The following is a 20359-nucleotide window of genomic DNA, read 5'->3' on the forward strand; positions in this document are numbered from 1 at the left end:
GTTTGCGGCCTGATTCGGGTCCTATTATATGGGCTGTCACGATTTCGCCGCGCGACGGGTGCGCATGTCAAAGCTGAAGTCTTTCCTCAAGCTGTTGAACGAGCCCGGCCCGCTGGTCGTGCTGGCGGTCGTCATCGCCATGCTCGTCGGCATTGCCGGCCCTGCCTCGGCCCAGTTCTTCAATTTCAACCCGTTCGCCTCGCCCCGTCCGGTCCCCCGCGGTGGTGGCGGCGGCTGGTTCGGCAACGACTTCTTCACTCCGTTCCAGCCGCAGCAGCCGAGGAAGGTCACCCAGGACTACTCCAAGGCGCCACCGCCGGAGAAGCGCGACAACGCCCCGGACCGCTATGTGCTGGTGCTGGGCGACGGCATGGCCGACTGGCTCGCCTACGGCCTGGAGGACGCCTATGCCGAGCAGCCCGACATGGGCGTGACTCGCAAGATCAAGACGAATTCGGGCCTGATCAAATACCAGCCGAAGGGCGAGCCGGCCGACTGGGCCGCCGCCGCCAAGGGCATCCTGGCGGCCGAGCGGGCCGACGCGATCGTGATCATGCTCGGGCTCAATGACCGCCTCTCGATCCGCGAGCCCGTCGTGGAGAAGACCGACAAGCCCGACGACAAGAAGTTGGACAAGACCAAGAAGGATGCCAAGGCCAAGCCTGGTGAGAGCAAGCCTGGTGAGGCCAAGCCCAATGACGCCAAGACTGGCGACACCAAGTCCGGCGATGCCAAGCCGGACGCAGCCGCCAAGGCCGACGACAAGCCTGTCGACAGCGAGTTGCCGCAGGACGAGGCCGACAACGATACGCCCGCGGTGGCGGCGCCGGAAAAGACCGCACGCTCGCCCAACGGCCTGTATGAATTCCGCGACGAACGCTGGGTCGAGCTCTACACCAAGAAGATCGAGGAGATGATCGCGGTCGCCAAGAGCAAGGGCGTACCGGTGCTCTGGGTCGGCCTGCCGGCGGTCCGCGGTCCGAAGGGCACGGCCGACACGCTGTTCCTGGATTCGTTGTATCGCGACGCCGCCGGCAAGGCCGGCATCACCTATGTCGATGTCTGGGACGGGTTCGTCGACGAAACGGGCCGCTTCCTGCAGAAGGGCCCGGACTTCGAGGGCCAGATCCGCCAATTGCGCTCCTATGACGGCGTCTATTTTACCAAGCCCGGCGCCCGAAAGCTGGCGCATTACGCCGAACGCGAGATCAACCGGCTGCTCGCGGCCCGCTCATCGCCGCTCGAGCTGCCGAGCGAGCCGGCGACGCCGGACGCCAATGCCGTGCCGGGCCAACCGGCGCCGCGCCCGGTCGCCGGCCCGATTCTGCCGCTCGTCGCCTCATCGGTCGGCACCGATCAGCTGCTCGGCGGCCCCGGCTCGCGACCCGCGGCCGTCGACGCGCTGGCGGCACGGACGCTGGTCAAGGGCGAGGCGCTGAGCCCGCCGGCCGGCCGCGCCGACGATTTCATGTGGCCGCGCCGCGAAGTCGGCCGGGAACAAGCCAAGGAACCACCGAAGGAGCTCACCAAGCCCGATGCCCCGATGGCGGCCACGTCGCCGGCCGAGAGTGCACCGGCGGCACAGCTCCCGGCCCAGCAGAGACCGAAGCGGTTGACGGCGCCTGGCCAGGTGCCGCCCGCCCAGGCCCAACAGCCGAACCAGGCCGGTCAGGGCGTCCGCGAGTTCTTCGGCCTCGGTGCGCCTCAACAGCAGCAACCACAGCCTTCGAAGCCGCCCGCCGCGCGCAATCCAAACGCGCCGCCGCGGCCGCCTGGAGCCGTCGGCCGGGCGGCGGCAGTGCTGGACGCGCCGGCGCGCTGATCTCCGGAGCGGTCGGTCTGGAAAGCGCAGCACATCGAGCAGCGAACGTTCGTCGCCCGGACGAAACGCAGCCAATAAATAAATCGGCCCGCATTCGAGATCGAATGCGGGCCGATTTTTCATTCCGTCGTCAGTCGTTCGACTCGGTGCTTCGAACTCAGTAACGCCAGCGCTGCGGCTGCGGCCGGCTCGGCTGGCGCGTCATGATCATCGCCAACAGGAAGCCGATGCCACCGGCGACCAGCAGCGCGCCCATCGGGTTGTCCTGGACGCGCTTGGTCAGAGCCTGGGTGCCGTCACGCAGCGTGTCAGTGCCGTTACCGAACGTGTCCTTGGCGTAATCCATTGCGGCATCGCCGGCGTCGCGTGCGGCATCCTTGGCCTGGCCGTAGAGGTTCTGCACCACGCCAGCGGCCTCGCGGGCGCGCCCCGATGCCTGCGTGCTCTTGTCGCCCAGCATTTCGCCGACGCCGCCCTCGACCTTGCCTGCGACATCCTTGGCCGTACCTGTCAGCCGATCCTGATCCATTACCGCTCTCCTTGTCCTGCACTCAGCGGGATTGCTGTCGAACTAACCGGTTGGGGCGGAGACGGTTCCGAACGCCTATAAAATCAGCCCGCCATCGACCACGATGGTCTGGCCGATGATGTAGGACGACAGCGACGAGGCGAGGAACAGGGCCGCGCCAGCCATGTCTTGCGGCGTACCCAGCCGCTTCAGCGGAATGCGCTGCAGAGCACCCGCGAGACGTTTTGGATTCGCCGTCGTCACCCTGGTCATCTTGGTGTCGACAAGACCAGGCGCGATGCCGTTGACGCGGATGCCGTCCTCGGCCCATGCCTCGGCCAAAGTCCGGGTCAGGCCGACCGCACCGGTCTTCGACGCGTTGTAGGCCGGATTACCCATCGTCGAATGATAGGCTGCCGTCGACGAGACGATGATCAGCGCGCCGTTCGCCTCGCGCAGCATGTCGTGAAACTTTGTCGCACAGGCCATCAGGCTGATGAGATTGACCTCCAACACCTTGCGGAAGCCGTCCATCGCGAATTCGCCGCGCCGGTAGAGCACCGCGCCCTGCGCCAGCACGAGCACATCGAGCCGATCCAAGCGCGGCGCGAACGCCTCGATCGCGCTGCTGTCGCTCACGTCGAGCTGATGATAGTCCAGGCCTGCGAGATCGGAACCGTCGTCTGCAACATAATCAGCCGCGCTGGCCCGCGTGCCGCAGACAGCAACACGAGCGCCCTGCGTCCGAAACGCCTGTGCGATACCGTTGCCGATGCCACTGGAGCCGCCGATCACCAGCACCTGCCGCCCCGAGAAGTCGAGCGCGTTCATCTCCCCTGCCCCGCCATTTGTTGTCGGTAGGCTCTCCTCAGTGAGCGGCAGCGCCGGGACTGTCAACGGCGTTCAAGAATGTGGCATCGACGTCGTGAGCCACATCCGAGGTTTCACTTCGCCGGCGTCAGCCGCCTCAGGCGGCCGGACGAGCTGTCCTCGATGATCCAGACCGCGCCGTCCGGTGCGACCGCAACATCGCGGATGCGCTCGCCCATGTCCCAGCGCTCGGCTTCATCGGGCTGGCCGTCCGCGCGGAATGCCACGCGAACCAGCGCGTGAGCCCGCAAGCCACCGATCAGTGCCGATCCCTTCCATTGCGGAAACATCGCGCCATCGTAGAAGGCGAGGCCGGCCGGCGCGATCACCGGATCCCAGTAGAGCGGCGGCGCGGCAAGGTCGGGCCGCGTCGCATGACGCGGAATCGGCGTGCCATCGTAATTGTCGCCGTTCGAGACCAGCGGCCAGCCATAGTTCCGGCCCGGCTCGATCAGGTTGAGCTCGTCACCTCCGCGCGGTCCCATCTCATGCAGCCACAGCCGGCCGTCCGCTGCGAACGCCAGACCATAGGGATTGCGATGGCCCGTGGTCCATGTCTGGGCCGGTACGCCCTTGTCCTCGGCCATCGGATTGTCTGATGGTGTCGAGCCGTCGAGATTGAGCCTCAGCACCTTGCCCCGCGCCTGAAGCGGATCCTGGGCGCTGTTCGGCAGCATGCGGTCGCCGACGCTCAGGAACAGGTGCGTTCCCGCCGGGTCGAACGCGATGATCCCGCCGGGCTGACCGCCGCCGCCCGCGGGCGTCTGGCGCCAGATCACCACGGGATCGGTCAGCGTGGCGCCATCGTTCGCCAGAGAAAGGCCGGCACGGGTGAGAACGAGACGGCTGCCCTCGGCGCCCGGTTCGGTATAGGTGAGGTAGACCTGCGACGTCGTTGCGAAGGTCGGAGACACCGCGATGTCGAGCAGGCCGTTCTGTCCGCGCGCAGCAACGGCGGGCACGTTGCCGACCTGAACTTTCCGTCCACTCTGGGTGACGACGAAGATCCGGCCCGGCTTCTCCGTGATCAGCATCCGCCCATCGGGCATGAACGCGATCGCCCAGGGCGTATCGAACTCGGCCACGCTCTGCGCATCGAAGGGCTGGACCGCGGTTGCCATGCGGCCGCCGGCATTGATGCTCTCAGCATGAGCGACCGGGGCTGCGACGAGGGCCGCCACCACCGCCAACGTCGCGAATGTCTTGTGCAGCGCCATGATGACTCCAGTCTGTTGATGCCCGTCGCATGCAGCATGAATGCGGCCATTCCCGATCGGTGCCTGTCGAATGGGTCCGATTGTTGATAGCCCGGCTCCGAGCCTGCGATGCGCATTTTTCCGTGAGCCGCAAATCTGCAGGCGCACAAGCAACGCAGCCGACCGGTGAAGGGATCGGCCGTCCTGATCACCGCGCGGTGATTCCGGTCGACGGCGGGCTGATGGCGCGCAACGCGTGATCTCGGCCGCGCCGGCATGACAGCCGTGCGCGCAGGTGATCGGCGCTCGCGTTGACTTCGGATGCCGCCGGCGTAGCTTCTTCTGCCAGAAGCGGACGCACAGATCCGCCGAGGACACCAAGGAGGACGCCATGGCGATCGCCATTCGGCAGTTGCATCCCCATTTCGTCGGCGAAGTGTCGGGCGTCGACCTGCGCCGGCCGCTGGCATCAGATGAGATCGCGCAGCTGCAGGCCGCCATCGATCGTTACGCGGTGCTGGTGCTTCACGATCAGGACATCACCGACGCGCAGCAGCTCGACTTCGCACTCAGTTTCGGCGAACGCGAGCAGGCGCGCGGCGGCACGGTCACCAAGAAGGAAGATTACCGCCTCTCGACCGGTCTCAACGACGTCTCCAATCTCGGCAAGGACGGCAGGCCGCTGCCGCGTGACCATCGCACGCATCTGTTCAACCTCGGCAACTGCCTGTGGCATTCCGACAGCTCGTTCCGGCCGATCCCGGCGAAGTACTCGATCCTCTCGGCACGGGTCGTGAACCCGAAGGGCGGCAACACGGAATTTGCCGACATGCGCGCCGCCTATGATTCGCTCGATGGGGAGACCAAGGCCGAGATCGAGGATCTCGTCTGCGAACATTCGCTGATGTATTCGCGCGGCTCGCTTGGCTTCCTCGACTACAGCGACGACGAGAAGGAGATGTTCAAGCCGGTCAGACAGCGGCTGGTGCGCACGCATCCTACGCACGGCCGCAAGTCGCTCTATCTGTCGTCGCATGCCGGTGCCGTGGTCGGCATGAGTGTGCCTGAAGGACGCCTGCTGCTACGCGACATCACCGAGCACGCCACGCAGCTGCAGTTCGTCTACGTCCATCAATGGAGGCTGCACGATCTGATCATGTGGGACAATCGCCAGACCATGCACCGCGTGCGCCGCTACGATCAGTCGCAGCCGCGCGATATGCGCCGCGCCACGGTCGCCGGCACCGAGCCGACCGTCGCGCAGCAGGCGGCGGAGTGGGACGGCTTTCAGTCGCTGTCACGGTTGAGAAGCTGACGACGGCTCTCTGTACGTCGTCATTGCGATGCGCCCTTGCGCCGAAGCAATCCAGGATCTCTCAGACGCGGCAGACTGGATTGCTTTGCTACGCTCGCAATGACGCCGTCGAGATCGTGGCGCCTGGTTCAATCTTCGCCGTCATCCCGATGAGACCGTGCACGTGCAAGGCCTACGCGTGGCCCGCGGCGTTGGAGAGCATGCCGGGATCGATGCCGATCTTGCGCAGTGCAAGATCGTACTTGTCCTCGACATTCTCGCCGAAGATCAGTTCCGGATCGGCGTCGCAATGCAGCCAGCCATTGTCCTGGATCTCTTCTTCCAGCTGGCCGGCGCGCCAGCCGGCATAGCCGAGCGCGAGGATGGCGTGCTTCGGACCGGCCCCCTTCGCGATCGCCTTGAGGATGTCGATCGTCGTGGTCAGGCAGACGCCGTCGTTAATTTTCAATGTCGCATTGGCGATGAAGTAGTCGCTCGAATGCAGCACGAAGCCACGACCGGTGTCGACCGGGCCGCCGCTCAGGACCTTCATCGTCTCGGCGCTGTCAGGAAGGCTGATCTGATCGTTCTTGTCGATGATATTCAGTTGCATCAAGAGCTGGGGAAAATCGATGCTGCCGGCCGGCCGGTTCACCATGATACCCATGGCGCCTTCGGCCGAGTGCGCGCAGAGATAGATCACCGAGCGCTCGAACCGGGAATCGCCCATCACGGGCATCGCCACCAGCAATTGGCCGTCGAGGTAACCGCCGTGAGAGGTGTGATCCCCGATCCCGGTCACTTTGCGGCGAATGTCGCCAGGCCGTTTTGCTTCAGGATTCATCCGCGAGGACTCTCATGCTGGTTGATATCCTGATATTGGGATGCGCATCTGTCAATCAAGGTTCAGGCCTTCGCGATGAAATCCGGTCACAAGCAATTCAATGGTTTGCGCCTGAACCGCACTCTAAAGACGTCTCATGTCCGCCCTGGTTCCTCGCTACTCCGCCACCCTGCCTGCCGCGCTCATGCTGTTGTCCTGCTTCGCGATCGACGCGCGGGCGCAGGACAACTCGCCGTGGCAGCGCGACAGCCACTCCGCGATACGTCTGCTCGCGGGCTCGCGCAGCGGGCCGGTCATGCTGGGCGGCATCGCCTTTCAGCTGCAGCCGGGATGGAAGACCTATTGGAGAACACCCGGCGATTCAGGTGTGCCGCCGCGGTTCGACTTTTCCAAGTCGGAGAACGTCGAAGCGGTGACCGTTCTGTGGCCGGCGCCGACCAAATTCGACGACGGCGCCGGCGGCCATTCTCTCGGCTATCACGATCAGGTCGTGCTGCCGCTGCGCATCGTCGCCAAGAGCGCCGATAAGCCGATGACTTTGCGCGCCGACATCAGCTACGCGGTGTGCGAGCGGATCTGCATTCCGGTCGAAGCCAAGGCCGAGCTCGCCTTCACCAGCGTCGCAAGCACCGAGGATACGGCGCTGTCGGCCGCACTCGACACCGTGCCGAAGCCCACCAATGTCGGCGATCCCAATCCGATCACGATCCGTGACGTCAGGCGGGACGGCAAGACGGGCGTCATCGTCGACGTCGCGGTCCCCGATGCGCGCGGTGTCAACCTCTATGTCGAGGGGCCGACGGCGGACTGGTCGCTGCCGATCCCTTCGCCGCGCGATAGCGACACGCCCGGCATCAAGCGCTTCGCCTTCGAGCTCGACGGCGTTCCGCCGGGTGTGAAGCCCGACGGCGCAGCACTGAAATTCACGCTGGTCACCCCCGACAAGGCCTACGAATTCAACCTGAACCTGCCGTAATCCCGGCGCCACACCTGCCTGCGGCGCGGGTGGCGAATCCTCGCTTTCGGGAGCGGCGCCGATCCAACCGATTCTTAACGCTGCGTTGATAGGCAAGGGACCATCGCCGCGGTGAGCGCGGCCGTCGAGCCGGACCCTCTGCCGTGGCCGTGATGGATGCCCGCAACGCCCCCGCATCAACAGGCCTCGCAGCCCGGCTGAAGGCGCGTCTGCGTGCGCTGGGCGGCGGCGAAGCGTCGCTGACCCAACGGCTGGCGGGGCTGATCTTCCTCATCCGCGTCCTCAGCGCCGGCCTCGCCTATCTCAGCCAGATCCTGCTCGCGCGCTGGATGGGCGGTTCCGATTACGGCATCTACGTCTATGTCTGGACCTGGGTGCTGCTGCTCGGCAGCATGCTCGACTTCGGCATCGCCTCATCGGCGCAGAAGATCATCCCGGACTATCGCGCCGCAGGCCAGCACGCGCTGCTGCGCGGCTTCCTCTCCGGCGGCCGCTGGCTGACCCTGGCGACGTCCAGCATCGCCGCGCTGCTGCTCGCCGGCCTGATCGCCCTGCTGTCGCCCTGGATCGACGAAAGCGAGATCGTTCCGCTCTATATCGGCTGCTTCACGCTGCCCGCCTTCGTGGTCGCCAACACCCAGGACGGCATCGCGCGCTCGCACGACTGGATGACGCTCGGGCTGATGCCGCAATTCATCATCCGCCAGACGCTGATCATCGGCTTCACCGCGGGCGCGGTCGTGCTCGGCCTGCAGCTCGGCGCCACCGCCGCGATGGCCGCGAGCGCGGCCGCCGTATGGATCGCGATGCTCGGCCAGATGCTGGTGCTGAACCGGCGGCTCGGCCGGCACATCGCGCCAGGGCCGAAACAGTATGATCTCCGCGGCTGGCTTGCGATCTCGCTGCCGATCCTGCTGGTCGAGAGCTTCTATCTGCTGCTGTCCTACACCGACGTGCTGGTGCTGCAGCAGTTCCGCTCTTCGGAAGAGGTCGGCATCTATTTCGCGGTCGTGAAGACGCTCGCGCTGGTCTCGTTCATCCACTACGCGATGTCGGCGACGACGGCGCATCGTTTCGCCGAATATCACGCGCTCGGCGACAAGGCGCGGCTGTCGGCCTATGTCGCGCATGCCATCAAATGGACGTTCTGGCCCTCGCTCGCGGCGACCTTGGTGCTGCTCGCGCTCGGCAAGCCGCTGCTATTTCTGTTCGGCGCGCAGTTCACGGCCGGCTACGACATCATGTTCATCGCCGCGATCGGGCTCGTGGTGCGCGCCGCCATCGGCCCCGTCGAGCGGCTGCTGAACATGCTGGGACAGCAGCGCGCCTGCGCGTTCGCCTATGCCGCGGCCTTCGTCATGAATCTGATGCTGTGCCTCGTCCTGGTTCCGCGCTTCGGCGGCCATGGCGCCGCGGCCGCCACCTCGCTGTCGCTGGTGTTCGAGACCGTGCTGCTGTTCCACATCGTCAAGCAGCGGCTCGGTCTGCACGTTCTCGCCTTCGGCAAGGCATCCTGATGAAACGTTGTTGACGCATCTGTTGCGTCATCTTGGCCTCCGCTTGACGGAACTTGGGACCGCACGCACACCCTCGCCGATCGCACAGCGATCACGTAAGCGTTTGGTGCAACGCCTTGATATTGGCGCGATCCTCCGGGCACATGGTTTGATCGCGCGGGGGAGATTGAGATGCCGAGACTGGGGCTCGCACTATCGCTGGCCGGAACGTTGATGCTGGCCGGCTGCATGGAAGCGACGCTGTCGCCAACGTCGGATGCGGCCCTGACGCCGCGCGACCGTCAGCTGCTGTCGCGCGCGCCCTACGCGGAGGCGCAGATCCCGCAGCAGTTCCAGCGCCACATCGTCGAGTACACCCGGCAGGAAGAGCCGGGCACGATCATCGTCGATACCGATGCGCGCTTTCTCTACTACGTCCTCCCGGACCGCAAGGCGATCCGCTACGGCGTGGCCGTCGGCGAGGAGGCGATGGCCTTCTCCGGCGTCGCGACGGTCGGCAAGCTCGCCGAGTGGCCGGACTGGGTTCCCACCCCCGAGATCCAGGCGCGCCTCGGTCCCTATCCCAAGCGCGTTGCCGGCGGCCCGGCTAATCCGCTCGGCGCCCGCGCGATCTATCTCTACGAGGGCAACAAGGATTCGCTGTACCGGATTCACGGCACCAACCAGCCCGAATATATCGGCCAGGCGATCTCGTCGGGCTGCATCCGCATGACCAATACCGATGTCGCCGATCTCTACGGCCGCGTTCAGATGGGATCGACCGTGGTCGTGCTGCCGCCGGGACAGAGCGTCGCATCATCAACCGGGAACGTCTTCGCGCGGCGCAGCTGAACGGCCGGACGCGCCGTCTATCCTAGCCGTAGCGCAGCTTGAGGCCGAGGATCGCCGCCACCAGTCCCAGCGTGATGGCGTTGGCGACCACCAGCGGCAGGTCGCTGATCAGCGCGCCGTAGAGCAGCCACATCGAGTTGCCCGTGGTCTGCAGCACGAACATGCCGGCCGAGATGTCGTGGGTCGAGCGTGACCGCCAGGCCTTGATGACCTGCGGCAGGAACGAGCTCGTGGTGCAGATGGCGGCGCCAAGGCCGATGATCGTGGTCAGCAAAGGGAAGTCCGTGCGCATGCGTCCAAGGGAAGCACGCTTGTAGAATGGCTCGCGCCGAAGCGAAACCCGCCCCGGCGCGAAACTGGCACTTTGTCCGGCGCTGCGACCGCTATTCCGCGGTCCAGCCGCCGTCGATCGACAGATTGGTGCCGGTGATCTGGGCGGCGTCGTCGCCGCACAGGAACAGCGCCAGCGCGGCGACCTGCTCGACCGTGACGAACTGCTTGGTCGGCTGCGCATCGAGCAGCACGTCGTTGATGACCTGCTCTTTGGTCATGTTGCGCGCCTTCATCGTATCCGGGATCTGCTTCTCGACCAGCGGCGTCCAGACGTAGCCCGGCGAGATGCAGTTGCAGGTGACCTTGAAGGTCGCGAGCTCCAGCGCCACGGTCTTGGTAAGGCCGGCGATGCCGTGCTTGGCCGAGACATAGGCCGACTTGAACGGCGAGGCGACCAGCGAGTGCGCGGAAGCGGTGTTGATGATGCGGCCCCAGCCGCGCTTCTTCATGCCCGGCACCGCGGCGCGGATGCCGTAGAAGGCCGAAGAGAGATTGATCGCGATGATCCGCTCCCACTTCTCCGGCGGAAAATCCTCGACCGGCGAGACGAACTGGATGCCGGCATTGTTGACGAGGATATCGACCGAGCCGAAGCTCGTCTCGCCGAGCGCGATCATGCCAGCGATCTCGGCCGGCTTGCTCATGTCGGCCGGCGAATGCACCGCCTTGACCTTGTAGTCGCTCTCGATCGCCGTGCGCTCCTTCTCGATATCGGCGGGCGCCCCGAAGCCGTTGAGCACGATGTTGGCGCCGGCCGAGGCAAAGGCGCGCGCATAAGCGAGACCGATGCCGCTGGTCGAACCGGTCACGACCGCGGTCTTGCCCTTGAGATTCGTCGTCATTCGCGTCACTCCTTCTTGGCGGCAGCGAGGTTGCCGTCCTGCGTGAGATCGTAGGTGACCATGGTCTCGCCGGACTGCGGCTGGTCCAGCCGGTCCTTGTGGCGCATCGTCAGATGAACGTCGCGGACGCCCGCCTCCCAATGCTCCACCATTGCGACATGGGAGAAGTCGTAGTCCTTCGAGGACGTTTCGTAGCCCTTGCTGCGGTAGATCAGGTGCACCACCGTGACGGTGCTCTCCTTCGCCGCCTGGCACAGGATCTCGAGCGACGGGTCATTGCGCAGCTCGGCCGGCAGCTTGGCATAGAGCTCGCGCAGCGCCCTGCGCGTGTTGTGGATCATGCGGTTCTTGTCGGTGTTCATCCGCGTCCGGCTGGAATAGCGGATGTCCTTCTCGCGCTCGGCCGCCTCCAGCAGCGTCCTCGGCAGATCGCCACGAGCCGGGAACAGGTCGACCTGGAAGATCAGGAGATCGCGGTCGGTCTCCATGTCGAGCACGTAGTCGAGCGGCGTGTTGGAGGCGATGCCGCCGTCCCAATAATGCTCGCCGTCGATCTCGACCGGCGGAAAGCCGGGCGGCAGCGCGCCCGACGCCATGATGTGCTCGGGGCCGATGCGCTTGCCCTGCTTCCTGAACGCGACATTGTCGAAATAAGTGAAGTTGCCGGTGGTGACGCCGACGGCGCCGACCGAGAACCGCGTCTTGAGATCGTTGATGCGGTCGAAGTCGACCAGCCGCTCCAGCGTCCGCTTCAGCGGCGCGGTATCGTAATAGCTGACGGACTGCGCGGTCCCCGCCGGCCACAGGGCCGCCGGCGGAAAGCGCGGCGTGAAGAAGCCGGGCACGCCGAACGCCGCGATCAGCGCGGCGCTGGCCTCGTTGAAGGCCGAGCGGTGACGGTCGCCGTTGAGCAACGGCTTCCACGGCACCGGCGACGACACCATCTCCCAGAACTCCTTGAGACGGTCGATCCGCTTGCTGCGCTCATTACCGGCGATGATCGCGGCGTTGATGGCGCCGATCGAGATGCCGGCGACCCATTCCGGCTCGAAATCGAAATGGCAGAGCGCCTGATAGGCGCCGGCCTGGTACGAGCCGAGCGCGCCCCCGCCCTGCAGAACGAGGACACGTTGCGACTGGGTGGGGGTGGTCGGCGGTGCGGGAAGCGGGTGATGCGTCATTGGGGCTGCCATTAGCAAAGCGTGGCACCACCGTGGCGTCACTTCCCGGTGACGTCAATCCACCGGCAAGCGGGATGGAACCCCAGCATCAGCGCCGGCGACGACAGCGCGCAAAAGCCGCTGCGCAAACGCTCGGCAGGCCTGCCCGTCAGGACGGCTTCTTGCCGTCCGGCGCGGCCAGGATCATGGTCCAGAACACCTTGTACTTGGTATTCGGAGCATAGCTCGCCGCGATGCCTATTTTTGTGACACCGTTCTTGAGCATGTTGGCACGATGAGGCGGCGAGTCGCGCCAGCCTGAAAAAGCTTCCGCCAGCGTGTGATAACCGGCTGATACGTTCTCGACTGCAACCGTGGCGTCGTAGCCCGCGCCGGTCAACCGCTTCGCCAGCGGCGCTCGCACGTCGTGATCGAGCTTGTTCTTGTCGGCCATCACCTGCGACTGCGATTCCGCGAGCCGCATCAGTTCGGGATCAACCTCGACCATGCCGAGCCCGTTGTTCTGGCGGTATTGCGAGATCATGGTCGCGGCAGCGACCGCATCGAGCTTTGCCCCTGCGACGGCCATGTCGACATACATGGTCGGCGCCTGCACGACGGGCGTCTCAGCCGCGCAGCCGGCGAGCAGGAATGCAATGGAGAGAGCAAGTGCCAGACGCATCGATGAACCAGTCCTGTGCCGACGAGAGAGGCGGGTTGTTGCACATCAACCGTGGCTGAAAGGTGAATCGCAGGTAAGTTCCATCGGTACAATTGCGGCCATTCCTGCCGGCAATGGTTCGTCAACCATAAGGTCGGCGCAGTGAAGCTAAGGACGGCGCCCCAAATTCGGTGTCGTCCCGGCCCCCGCGCCGGGACCCATACGCCGCGGCGGTCGTGGCGAGAGGAGATGCCGCTCCAGCATCCTCAACCATGGGCTTCACGGCGTATCGGTCCCGGATCGGCGCCCGCCAACGCTTGCGCGTTGCCGGGCTTGTCCGGGACGACACTGGTTCGGTGGTTGGCAATCTACGATCCAACTCCGTGCGACTAGAACTCGAGTTCTGCATCGCAGGATCGCGCTCTGCCAGCTACGCCGGGCGCATCGCCTCCCTCACCCCGCGAAGATCCGATAATGCCTTGGCTTCAATCCGATGCGATCGCCGATCCGAAGCTCGCGGTCGCGCGGCGCGTCGATCTCGATCGTCGCGACGCCCTCAGCGAGCGCGATCTCGGCGCGCTGCACCGGGCCGAAGCTGCGGACATGGGTGATGGCGCCGTCGAGCGTACCGCTACCGGCCGGGCCGATCACCATGTCGTGGCGGCGCACGAACAGCGTCGACGCTCCTGTCGCATCGCCTGGCGCAGCCAGATCCAGCGGCCGGCCGTTGAGATGCACCGCGCCACCGGAGATCTCGACCGGCAGCATGATCGATTCACCGATGAAGCCGTGGACGAAGGCGGTCGCCGGACTGTCATAGACGTCGCTCGGCGAGCCGACCTGCTCGATGCGGCCCTTGTCCATCACGACGACGCGATGCGCGACCTCGAGCGCCTCCTCCTGATCATGGGTGACGAAGATCGAGGTGACGTTGATCGAATGATGCAGGGTGCGCAGCCATTGCCGCAGCTCCTTGCGCACCTTGGCGTCGAGCGCGCCGAACGGCTCGTCGAGCAGCAGGATGCGCGGCTCGATGGCGAGCGCGCGGGCCAGCGCGATGCGCTGGCGCTGACCGCCGGAGAGCTGGCTCGGATAGCGGTCGGCGAGCCAGTCGAGCTGCACCAGGTCGAGCAGCTCCTTCACCCGCGCCCGAATCTGGCTCTCACTCTTGCGGATGCTGCGCGGCTGCACGCGCAGGCCGAACGCGACGTTCTCGAACACGCTCATGTGGCGGAACAGCGCGTAGTGCTGGAACACGAAGCCGACATGGCGCTCGCGCGCGCCGCGGTCGAGCGCGTTCTCGCCGTCGAACAGGATCTCGCCGGAATCGGGCCATTCCAGCCCGGCGATGATCCGCAGCAAGGTCGTCTTGCCGGAGCCGGACGGCCCGAGCAGCGCCAGCAGCTCGCCATTGGCGACCTTGAGATCGACGCCGTCGAGCGCCTTGAACGTGCCGAAGGTCTTGACGACGCCCCTCACTTCAATGGTCATGAGGAATGTCCTCGTCGATGTGACGTTCGAGAATGGTCTTGGCGATCAGCGTGATCAGCGCCAGCATCGCCAGCAGCGAGGCGATCGCGAACGAGGCGACCATCTGGTATTCGTTGTAGAGGATCTCGACCAGCAGCGGCATCGTGTTGGTCTCGCCGCGGATGTGGCCTGACACGACCGAGACCGCGCCAAACTCGCCCATCGCGCGCGCATTGCACAGCAGAACGCCGTACAGCACGCCCCATTTGATGTTGGGCAGTGTGACGCGGAAGAAGGTCTGCAAGCCCGAGGCGCCGAGCGAGATCGCCGCCTCCTCCTCCTGCGTGCCCTGCTCCTGCATCAAGGGGATCAGCGCACGCGCTACGAACGGAAACGTCACGAAGACGGTGGCGAGCGTGATGCCGGGGAAGGCGAACAGGATCTGCAGATCGTGGCTCTGCAGCCAGGGACCGAAGAAACCCTGCGCGCCGAACAGCAGCACGAAGACGAGGCCAGAGATGACCGGGCTCACCGAAAAAGGCAGGTCAATCAGCGTGATCAGGAAGGTCTTGCCGGGAAAATCGAACTTCGCGATCGCCCAGGCGGCGGCCAGGCCGAACACCAGGTTGGTGCCGACCGAGACGGCCGCGACCGCGAGGGTGAGGCGGATGGCGGACAGCGCCTCCGGGTCGGCCAAAGCGGACAGGTAGGCCGCCACGCCCTTGCCGAACGCCTCCACGAACACGACGACCAGCGGCAGCACGACGAAGATCGAGAGAAAGGCGATCGCCAGCGTGATGATGGCGATCCGGACGGCACGCGGCTCGGCGCGCGGATCGCGCAAGGCGACCATTTCGACATGGCTGGACTTTGCCGATGGACCGGACGTCCGTTGCAGGGTCATCTCGACGCTCATGTCGCGGCCTCAAGTTGACGGCGCCTGGGCCTGGGCCCAGCGCTGCAAGCGATTCACCGCGAAGATGATCACGAATGCCACCACCAGCATCACCACCGCAATGGCCGTGGCGTCGGCGTAGCGGAATTCGGACAGCCGGATCACGACCAGGAGCGGCGCGATCTCCGACACGTTCGGCAGATTGCCGGCAATGAAGATCACCGAGCCGTATTCGCCGACGGCGCGGGCGAAGGCGAGCGCGAAGCCGGTCAGCAGCGCCGGCGTCAGGCTGGGCAGGATGACCCGGGTGACGATATGCCAGCGGCCGGCGCCGAGGCTCGCGGCCGCCTCCTCGATCTCGGGATCGAGGTCGATCAGCACCGGCTGAACGGTGCGGACCACGAACGGGATTCCGATGAAGATCATCGCGATGAAGATGCCGAGCGGCGTGAACGCCACCTTGATGCCCAGCGCCGCTAGCGGCGCGCCGAGCCAGCCCTTCTGGGCAAACAGGGCCGTCAGCGCCACGCCGGCAACCGCCGTGGGCAGCGCGAACGGAACGTCGACGATGGCGTCAAACAGGCGGCGGCCGGGAAAGCGGTAGCGCACCAGCGCCCAGACCACGATCGTGCCCATCACCAGGTTGACGCAGGCGGCTGCGAAGGCGAGCCCGAAGGAGAGCCTGAGCGCGCTCAGCGTGCGGCGGCTGGTCACGATGCCCCAGAACTGCTCCAGGCTCAGCTCGGTCGACCGGATGAACAGCCCGGCCAATGGAATGAGCACGATCAGGGACAGCCAGGTCAGCGTCAGTCCCATGGTGAGACCGAAGCCCGGCAAGGTGCTGCGTCGTGGTGCAAGAACGTTCAAGAAGCCACCTGGCTCATTCCCACCTGGCTCAAACCATCGTCTCCCGCCATTCTCCCTGATCAGTTCTCGGTCCCGATCAGTTCTTGTAGATCTGGTCGAAGATCCCGCCTTCGCCGAAATGCTCCTTCTGCGCCTTGGTCCAGCCGCCGAACACGTCGTCGATCGTGAACAGGTCGACCTTGGCGAATGACTCGGCGTACGTCTTCGCCACTTCCGGATCGCGCGGACGGTAGAAGTTGCGTGCGGCGATTTCCTGACCTTCCTTCGTATACCAGTACTTGAGATAGGCTTCGGCGACAGCCTGGGTGCCCTTCTTGGCCACAACGGTATCGACGATGGCAACTGGCGGTTCGGCCAGGATCGACAGCGACGGCGAGATGATCTCGAATTTTTCCTTACCGAATTCTTTCAATGCCAGATAGGCCTCGTTCTCCCAGGCCAACAGGACGTCGCCGACGCCGCGTTCCACGAAAGTGACGGTCGCGCCACGGGCGCCGGTATCGAGCACGGGAACGTGCTTATAGAGATCGGCCACGAACTGCTTGGCCTTATCGGCCGAGCCGGTCTTCTTCAGGGCATAGCCCCAGGCGGCGAGGTAGTTCCAGCGCGCGCCGCCGGAGGTCTTCGGGTTCGGCGTGATCACGTCGACGCCCGGCTTGAGCAGGTCGTCCCAATCCTTGATGCCCTTGGGATTGCCCTTGTGGACCAGGAACACGATCGTCGAGGTGTAGGGCGAAGCGTTCTGCGGCAAACGCTTCTGCCACTCCTTGTCGAGCAGCCCCTTGCCCGCGATCGCGTCGATGTCATAGGCCAGCGCCAGGGTCACGACGTCGGCCTGCAGGCCGTCGATGACGCTGCGGGCCTGCGCGCCGGAGCCGCCATGCGACTGCTTGATCTCGACGCTCTTGCCGCTCTCCTTCTGGTAGGCGGCCGAGAATGCCTTGTTGAACTCGACGTAGAGCTCGCGGGTCGGGTCATAGGACACGTTGAGCAGACTCACGTCCGCAGCATACGCCGACCCTGCCCATGCCAGGCCCGCGACAACAGCCAGAACACGCCGCATCATCCAAGCTCTCCATTCCAATGACGGGCCCGCAATGTTGCAGGCGCGTCCTGCAGATCGCCGGATGTGCGGTTCAGAGTCAACGAAACCGGATTCTCTTGTTTGCGGCCGGACATGGCCATTGTGCTACGAAGCGGGACGCAATGGGATGGGCATTCTGTGCCGCGACACATTGCCGTCATGAAGGTGCGAACCACAGCGAATTGGCGCGATCGGGACCGCGCGGCAACGGCATCGCGCTTGATATCGTTCTCGATATGTCCGAAAAACAAGATCGCAACCTGAGCGGGAAATTTAGATGGCACCGAAGAGCACGGGGCTCTCTACACCGACGACGTCGTGACCGTGTGAATGCCGCACTCCGTCTTGCCGCGGCCGCGCCAGCGTCCGGCGCGGTCGTCCTCGGCGGAGTCCGAGCGGCTGGTGCAGGGCATGCAGCCGATCGAGCGGAAGCCGGAGGCGACCAGCGGATGCTGTGGCAGGTTGGCCGAACGATAGATCGCCGCAATATCCTCGCGGGTGACGTTGGCGAACGGATTGAATTTTATGCGCGCGCCATCCTGCTCGACGACGGGGATCGCGGCGCGCAAGCCCCCCTGGAAGCGCTTGCGGCCGTTGATCCAGGCCGCGAACGGCGCCAGCGCACGTGCCAGCGGTTCGACCTTGCGGATGCGGCAGCAGGCGTCGGGATCGGAGAACCACAATTCGTTGTCGGCATCTTCGCGCGCGAGCGCTGCGGCATCAGGCTTCATCGAGCGCACGTCCTGCAGGCCGAGGATCTCGATCAGCCGGTCGCGATAGGCGAGGGTCTCGGCGAACATGTGACCGGTGTCGAGAAAGATCACCGGGATCGCCGGATCGACATCGGCTGTCACCTTCAACAGCGCCGCCGATTCCGTGCCGAAGGAAGACACCACGGCGAGCCGCTCGCGCCCGATCGCCTGCAGCGCGGCGGCAATGACCTGGTGCGGCGCAGCCGAGCGCAGCGCTGCATCGAGCGCCGCAACCGGCGTTTCCGCGACCGAAGACGATGCAGCAGGCGTGCTCACAACCCGGCACTCTCCGAATGGCGCAGTTGCAGGCGCTGATGCAGGGCCGAGAGCCGTCCGTCGCCGGTCGGCTGGTAGAACACCGAATAGCGCTTCACGGTCTCGGTGAAGGCTTCGGCGTCGGCCTGCTTCTTGACCTCGAAGGCATCGAAGCCGGCGCGCAGCATGAACACGAACTGGTCGCGCAGCACCTGCCCGGTCGCGCGCAGCTCGCCGCGATAGGCGTAGCGCTCACGCAGGAGGCGTGCCTGGGTGTAGGCACGGCCGTCGCGAAAGCTCGGGAAAACCAGGGCGACCAGCGCGAGCCGAGCGAGATGGGGCACGAGATCGTCGACGTCGCGGTCGTTCGGCCAGATCACGCCGACCTTGCCGCCGGCGCGACCGAGCACGGCTTCCGGATCCGCGAGAAAGCGGCTCGCTGACACCAGGACCGCGCCCTGCGCCGGCAGCTCGGCGTCCTCGGCTGTGCGGACGAACTCGTCCGCAACGATGTGTCCGCCCTTAACGAGTGGCATAAACCCGCTCCCTGAATGGTTCGACCCCGAGCCGCTTCACCGTGTCGACGAAAAGCTCCTCGGGATGCGCACGCAGCGCAAGATAGGCTTCGACGATGTCCTCGACGACGTCGGCGACCTCGGCATACGGCACCGCGGGCCCGATCAGGGTGCCGAGCGCGGCGCCCTCGTCGGCACGGCCGCCGATCGTGATCTGGTAGAATTCCTCGTTGTTCTTCTCGACGCCGAGGATGCCGATGTGGCCGACATGGTGGTGGCCGCAGGCATTGATGCAGCCGGAAATGTTGATGTGCAGCCGGCCGATCAGGTTCGCCGTGTCGTGATTGGCGAAGCGGCGCGTGATCTCCTGCGCGATCGGGATCGAGCGCGCATTGGCGAGCGAGCAGTAGTCCAGCCCCGGACAGGCGATGATGTCGGACACCAGGTTGACGTTGGGGATCGCGAGCCCGATCGCGTCGAGCGCCTTCCATACTGCCGGCAGGTCGCGCTTGCGGACATGCGGCAGCGCCAGGTTCTGCTCATGGCCGACGCGGATCTCGCCGAACGAATATTTGTCGGCGATGTCCGCGAGCGCATCCATCTGGTCGGCGGTCGCGTCACCGGGCGGTCCGCCGACCGGCTTCAGCGACACCACCACGATGGCATGGCCCTGCACCTTGTGGGCAAACACCGAGTTCTTGCGCCAGGCCTCGAACTTCTGATCATGCGCGGCCTGCTTGAGCTCGTCAGGCATGTGCGGCAGCGTCTCGTAGGCCGGATAGAAGAAGCGCGAGCGGATGTCCTCGATGATGTCGTCGTCGAGCTTGAGCACGCCGTCGCGGATCTGCTGCCATTCCTCCTCGACCTCGGCTGAGAACTTCTCGATGCCGAGTTCGTGCACCAGGATCTTGATGCGCGCCTTGTAGATGTTGTCGCGGCGGCCGTACTGGTTGTAGACGCGCAGGATCGCCTCGACATAGCTCAGGATGTCGCGGCCATGCACGAACGGCTTGATGGTCTTGGCGATGAAGGGCGAGCGGCCGAGACCGCCGCCGACCAGCACCTCGAAGCCGGTCTCACCTTCCGCGTTCTTCAGCAGCCGCAGCCCGATGTCGTGGATCTTGATCGCGGCGCGGTCGTGCTCGGAGGCCGTGATCGCGATCTTGAACTTGCGCGGCAGGAACGAGAATTCCGGGTGCAGGGTCGTGAACTGGCGGAGCAGCTCGGCCCAGATGCGCGGATCCTCGATCTCGCCCGGCGCGACGCCGGCCCACTGGTCGGAGGTGACGTTGCGCATGTTGTTGCCGGAGGTCTGCATCGACTGGATGCCGACCTCGGCAAGGTCGGCCATCGCATCCGGCAGCTCGGCGAGCTTGATCCAGTTGAACTGGATGTTCTGCCGGGTCGTGAAGTGGCCATAGCCGCGGTCGTAGCGGCGCGCGACATGCGCCAGCCGGCGCAGTTGCTCGGACGACAGCGTGCCGTAGGGAATGGCGATGCGGTACATGTAGGCGTGCAGCTGCAGATAGACGCCGTTCTGCAGCCGCAGCATCTTGAATTCGTCCTCGGTGAGCTCGCCCGACAGGCGCCGCTTTACCTGGTCGCGGAATTCGGCGACGCGCTCGTTGACCAAAGTGCGGTCGATTTCGTCATAAGCATACATGACA

The 20359-nt window shown here is 65.4% G+C and carries 20 protein-coding genes; 5 read left to right on the forward strand and 15 right to left on the reverse strand.

The annotated features are described in order from the left end of the window. Positions 1 to 64 precede the first annotated feature (64 nt). Positions 65 to 1822 carry a DUF459 domain-containing protein gene (locus tag LQG66_RS19355; protein ID WP_231317285.1) on the forward strand — a complete coding sequence of 586 codons (1758 nt, stop codon included), beginning with the start codon at positions 65 to 67 and terminating at the stop codon, positions 1820 to 1822. A gap of 157 nt (positions 1823 to 1979) precedes the next feature. On the opposite strand, the gene LQG66_RS19360 is transcribed toward LQG66_RS19355, so the two are convergent. From LQG66_RS19360 to LQG66_RS19370, 3 genes are all read right to left on the reverse strand, one after another. Then, a complete protein-coding gene (locus LQG66_RS19360; protein WP_231317286.1) occupies positions 1980 to 2351 on the reverse strand; it encodes a CsbD family protein in 372 nt (123 codons plus the stop codon). 75 nt (positions 2352 to 2426) lie between these two features. Beyond that, positions 2427 to 3161 (reverse strand): SDR family NAD(P)-dependent oxidoreductase, encoded by a 735-nt coding sequence (locus tag LQG66_RS19365; protein ID WP_231317287.1) that lies wholly within the window; start codon positions 3159 to 3161, stop codon positions 2427 to 2429. A 113-nt stretch (positions 3162 to 3274) separates the two neighbouring features. After that, the gene (locus tag LQG66_RS19370; protein ID WP_231317288.1) at positions 3275 to 4417 is read right to left on the reverse strand and encodes a PQQ-dependent sugar dehydrogenase; all 1143 of its coding nucleotides are present in this window, start codon (positions 4415 to 4417) and stop codon (positions 3275 to 3277) included. Between the two features lie 370 nt (positions 4418 to 4787). Here LQG66_RS19370 and LQG66_RS19375 point away from each other — a divergent pair, with 370 nt between their 5' ends. Next, positions 4788 to 5711: a TauD/TfdA dioxygenase family protein gene (locus LQG66_RS19375; protein WP_231317289.1), complete on the forward strand. Its 924-nt coding sequence runs from the start codon at positions 4788 to 4790 to the stop codon at positions 5709 to 5711. Between the two features lie 172 nt (positions 5712 to 5883). On the opposite strand, the gene LQG66_RS19380 is transcribed toward LQG66_RS19375, so the two are convergent. Continuing rightward, entirely contained in the window at positions 5884 to 6534 is a 651-nt protein-coding gene (locus LQG66_RS19380) for a YqgE/AlgH family protein (protein ID WP_231317290.1), read from the reverse strand. Between the two features lie 136 nt (positions 6535 to 6670). Here LQG66_RS19380 and LQG66_RS19385 point away from each other — a divergent pair, with 136 nt between their 5' ends. The 3 genes from LQG66_RS19385 (at position 6671) to LQG66_RS19395 (ending at position 9858) form a co-directional block, all read left to right on the forward strand. Then, a complete protein-coding gene (locus tag LQG66_RS19385) occupies positions 6671 to 7510 on the forward strand; it encodes a protein-disulfide reductase DsbD domain-containing protein (protein ID WP_231317291.1) in 840 nt (279 codons plus the stop codon). 143 nt (positions 7511 to 7653) lie between these two features. Further along, positions 7654 to 9027 carry a lipopolysaccharide biosynthesis protein gene (locus tag LQG66_RS19390; RefSeq protein WP_231317292.1) on the forward strand — a complete coding sequence of 458 codons (1374 nt, stop codon included), beginning with the start codon at positions 7654 to 7656 and terminating at the stop codon, positions 9025 to 9027. Positions 9028 to 9198: 171 nt separating this feature from the next. Next, positions 9199 to 9858, forward strand: coding sequence for a L,D-transpeptidase (locus tag LQG66_RS19395; protein WP_231317293.1), 660 nt, complete (start codon positions 9199 to 9201; stop codon positions 9856 to 9858). 22 nt (positions 9859 to 9880) lie between these two features. Here the strand turns inward: LQG66_RS19395 and LQG66_RS19400 are convergent, their stop codons facing one another. From LQG66_RS19400 to LQG66_RS19450, 11 genes are all read right to left on the reverse strand, one after another. Then, entirely contained in the window at positions 9881 to 10132 is a 252-nt protein-coding gene (locus LQG66_RS19400) for a SemiSWEET transporter (protein WP_231317294.1), read from the reverse strand. Between the two features lie 109 nt (positions 10133 to 10241). Next, positions 10242 to 11033: a 3-hydroxybutyrate dehydrogenase gene (locus LQG66_RS19405; protein WP_231317295.1), complete on the reverse strand. Its 792-nt coding sequence runs from the start codon at positions 11031 to 11033 to the stop codon at positions 10242 to 10244. A gap of 5 nt (positions 11034 to 11038) precedes the next feature. Beyond that, positions 11039 to 12214, reverse strand: a complete 1176-nt coding sequence (locus LQG66_RS19410; RefSeq protein WP_231317296.1) for a DUF3734 domain-containing protein — start codon at positions 12212 to 12214, stop codon at positions 11039 to 11041. A 148-nt stretch (positions 12215 to 12362) separates the two neighbouring features. Then, the gene (locus LQG66_RS19415; protein ID WP_231317297.1) at positions 12363 to 12875 is read right to left on the reverse strand and encodes a CAP domain-containing protein; all 513 of its coding nucleotides are present in this window, start codon (positions 12873 to 12875) and stop codon (positions 12363 to 12365) included. A 432-nt stretch (positions 12876 to 13307) separates the two neighbouring features. Further along, positions 13308 to 14345, reverse strand: coding sequence for a sulfate/molybdate ABC transporter ATP-binding protein (locus tag LQG66_RS19420; protein WP_231317298.1), 1038 nt, complete (start codon positions 14343 to 14345; stop codon positions 13308 to 13310). Next, positions 14335 to 15240, reverse strand: a complete 906-nt coding sequence (gene cysW / locus LQG66_RS19425) for a sulfate ABC transporter permease subunit CysW (protein WP_231317299.1) — start codon at positions 15238 to 15240, stop codon at positions 14335 to 14337. Before cysW ends, LQG66_RS19420 begins: the two co-directional genes overlap by 11 nt. Before the next feature lie 9 nt (positions 15241 to 15249). Then, complete coding sequence (gene cysT, locus LQG66_RS19430) at positions 15250 to 16086, reverse strand: sulfate ABC transporter permease subunit CysT (RefSeq protein ID WP_256460580.1); 837 nt, start codon at positions 16084 to 16086, stop codon at positions 15250 to 15252. A 76-nt stretch (positions 16087 to 16162) separates the two neighbouring features. After that, the gene (locus LQG66_RS19435; RefSeq protein WP_231317300.1) at positions 16163 to 17152 is read right to left on the reverse strand and encodes a sulfate ABC transporter substrate-binding protein; all 990 of its coding nucleotides are present in this window, start codon (positions 17150 to 17152) and stop codon (positions 16163 to 16165) included. A 320-nt stretch (positions 17153 to 17472) separates the two neighbouring features. Beyond that, the gene (locus tag LQG66_RS19440) at positions 17473 to 18198 is read right to left on the reverse strand and encodes a phosphoadenylyl-sulfate reductase (RefSeq protein ID WP_231317301.1); all 726 of its coding nucleotides are present in this window, start codon (positions 18196 to 18198) and stop codon (positions 17473 to 17475) included. Then, positions 18195 to 18713 carry a DUF934 domain-containing protein gene (locus tag LQG66_RS19445; protein ID WP_231317302.1) on the reverse strand — a complete coding sequence of 173 codons (519 nt, stop codon included), beginning with the start codon at positions 18711 to 18713 and terminating at the stop codon, positions 18195 to 18197. Before LQG66_RS19445 ends, LQG66_RS19440 begins: the two co-directional genes overlap by 4 nt. Beyond that, entirely contained in the window at positions 18700 to 20355 is a 1656-nt protein-coding gene (locus LQG66_RS19450) for a nitrite/sulfite reductase (protein WP_231317303.1), read from the reverse strand. Before LQG66_RS19450 ends, LQG66_RS19445 begins: the two co-directional genes overlap by 14 nt. Positions 20356 to 20359: the final 4 nt, after the last annotated feature.

This window comes from Bradyrhizobium ontarionense (genome assembly GCF_021088345.1).
Lineage (GTDB): Bacteria > Pseudomonadota > Alphaproteobacteria > Rhizobiales > Xanthobacteraceae > Bradyrhizobium > Bradyrhizobium ontarionense.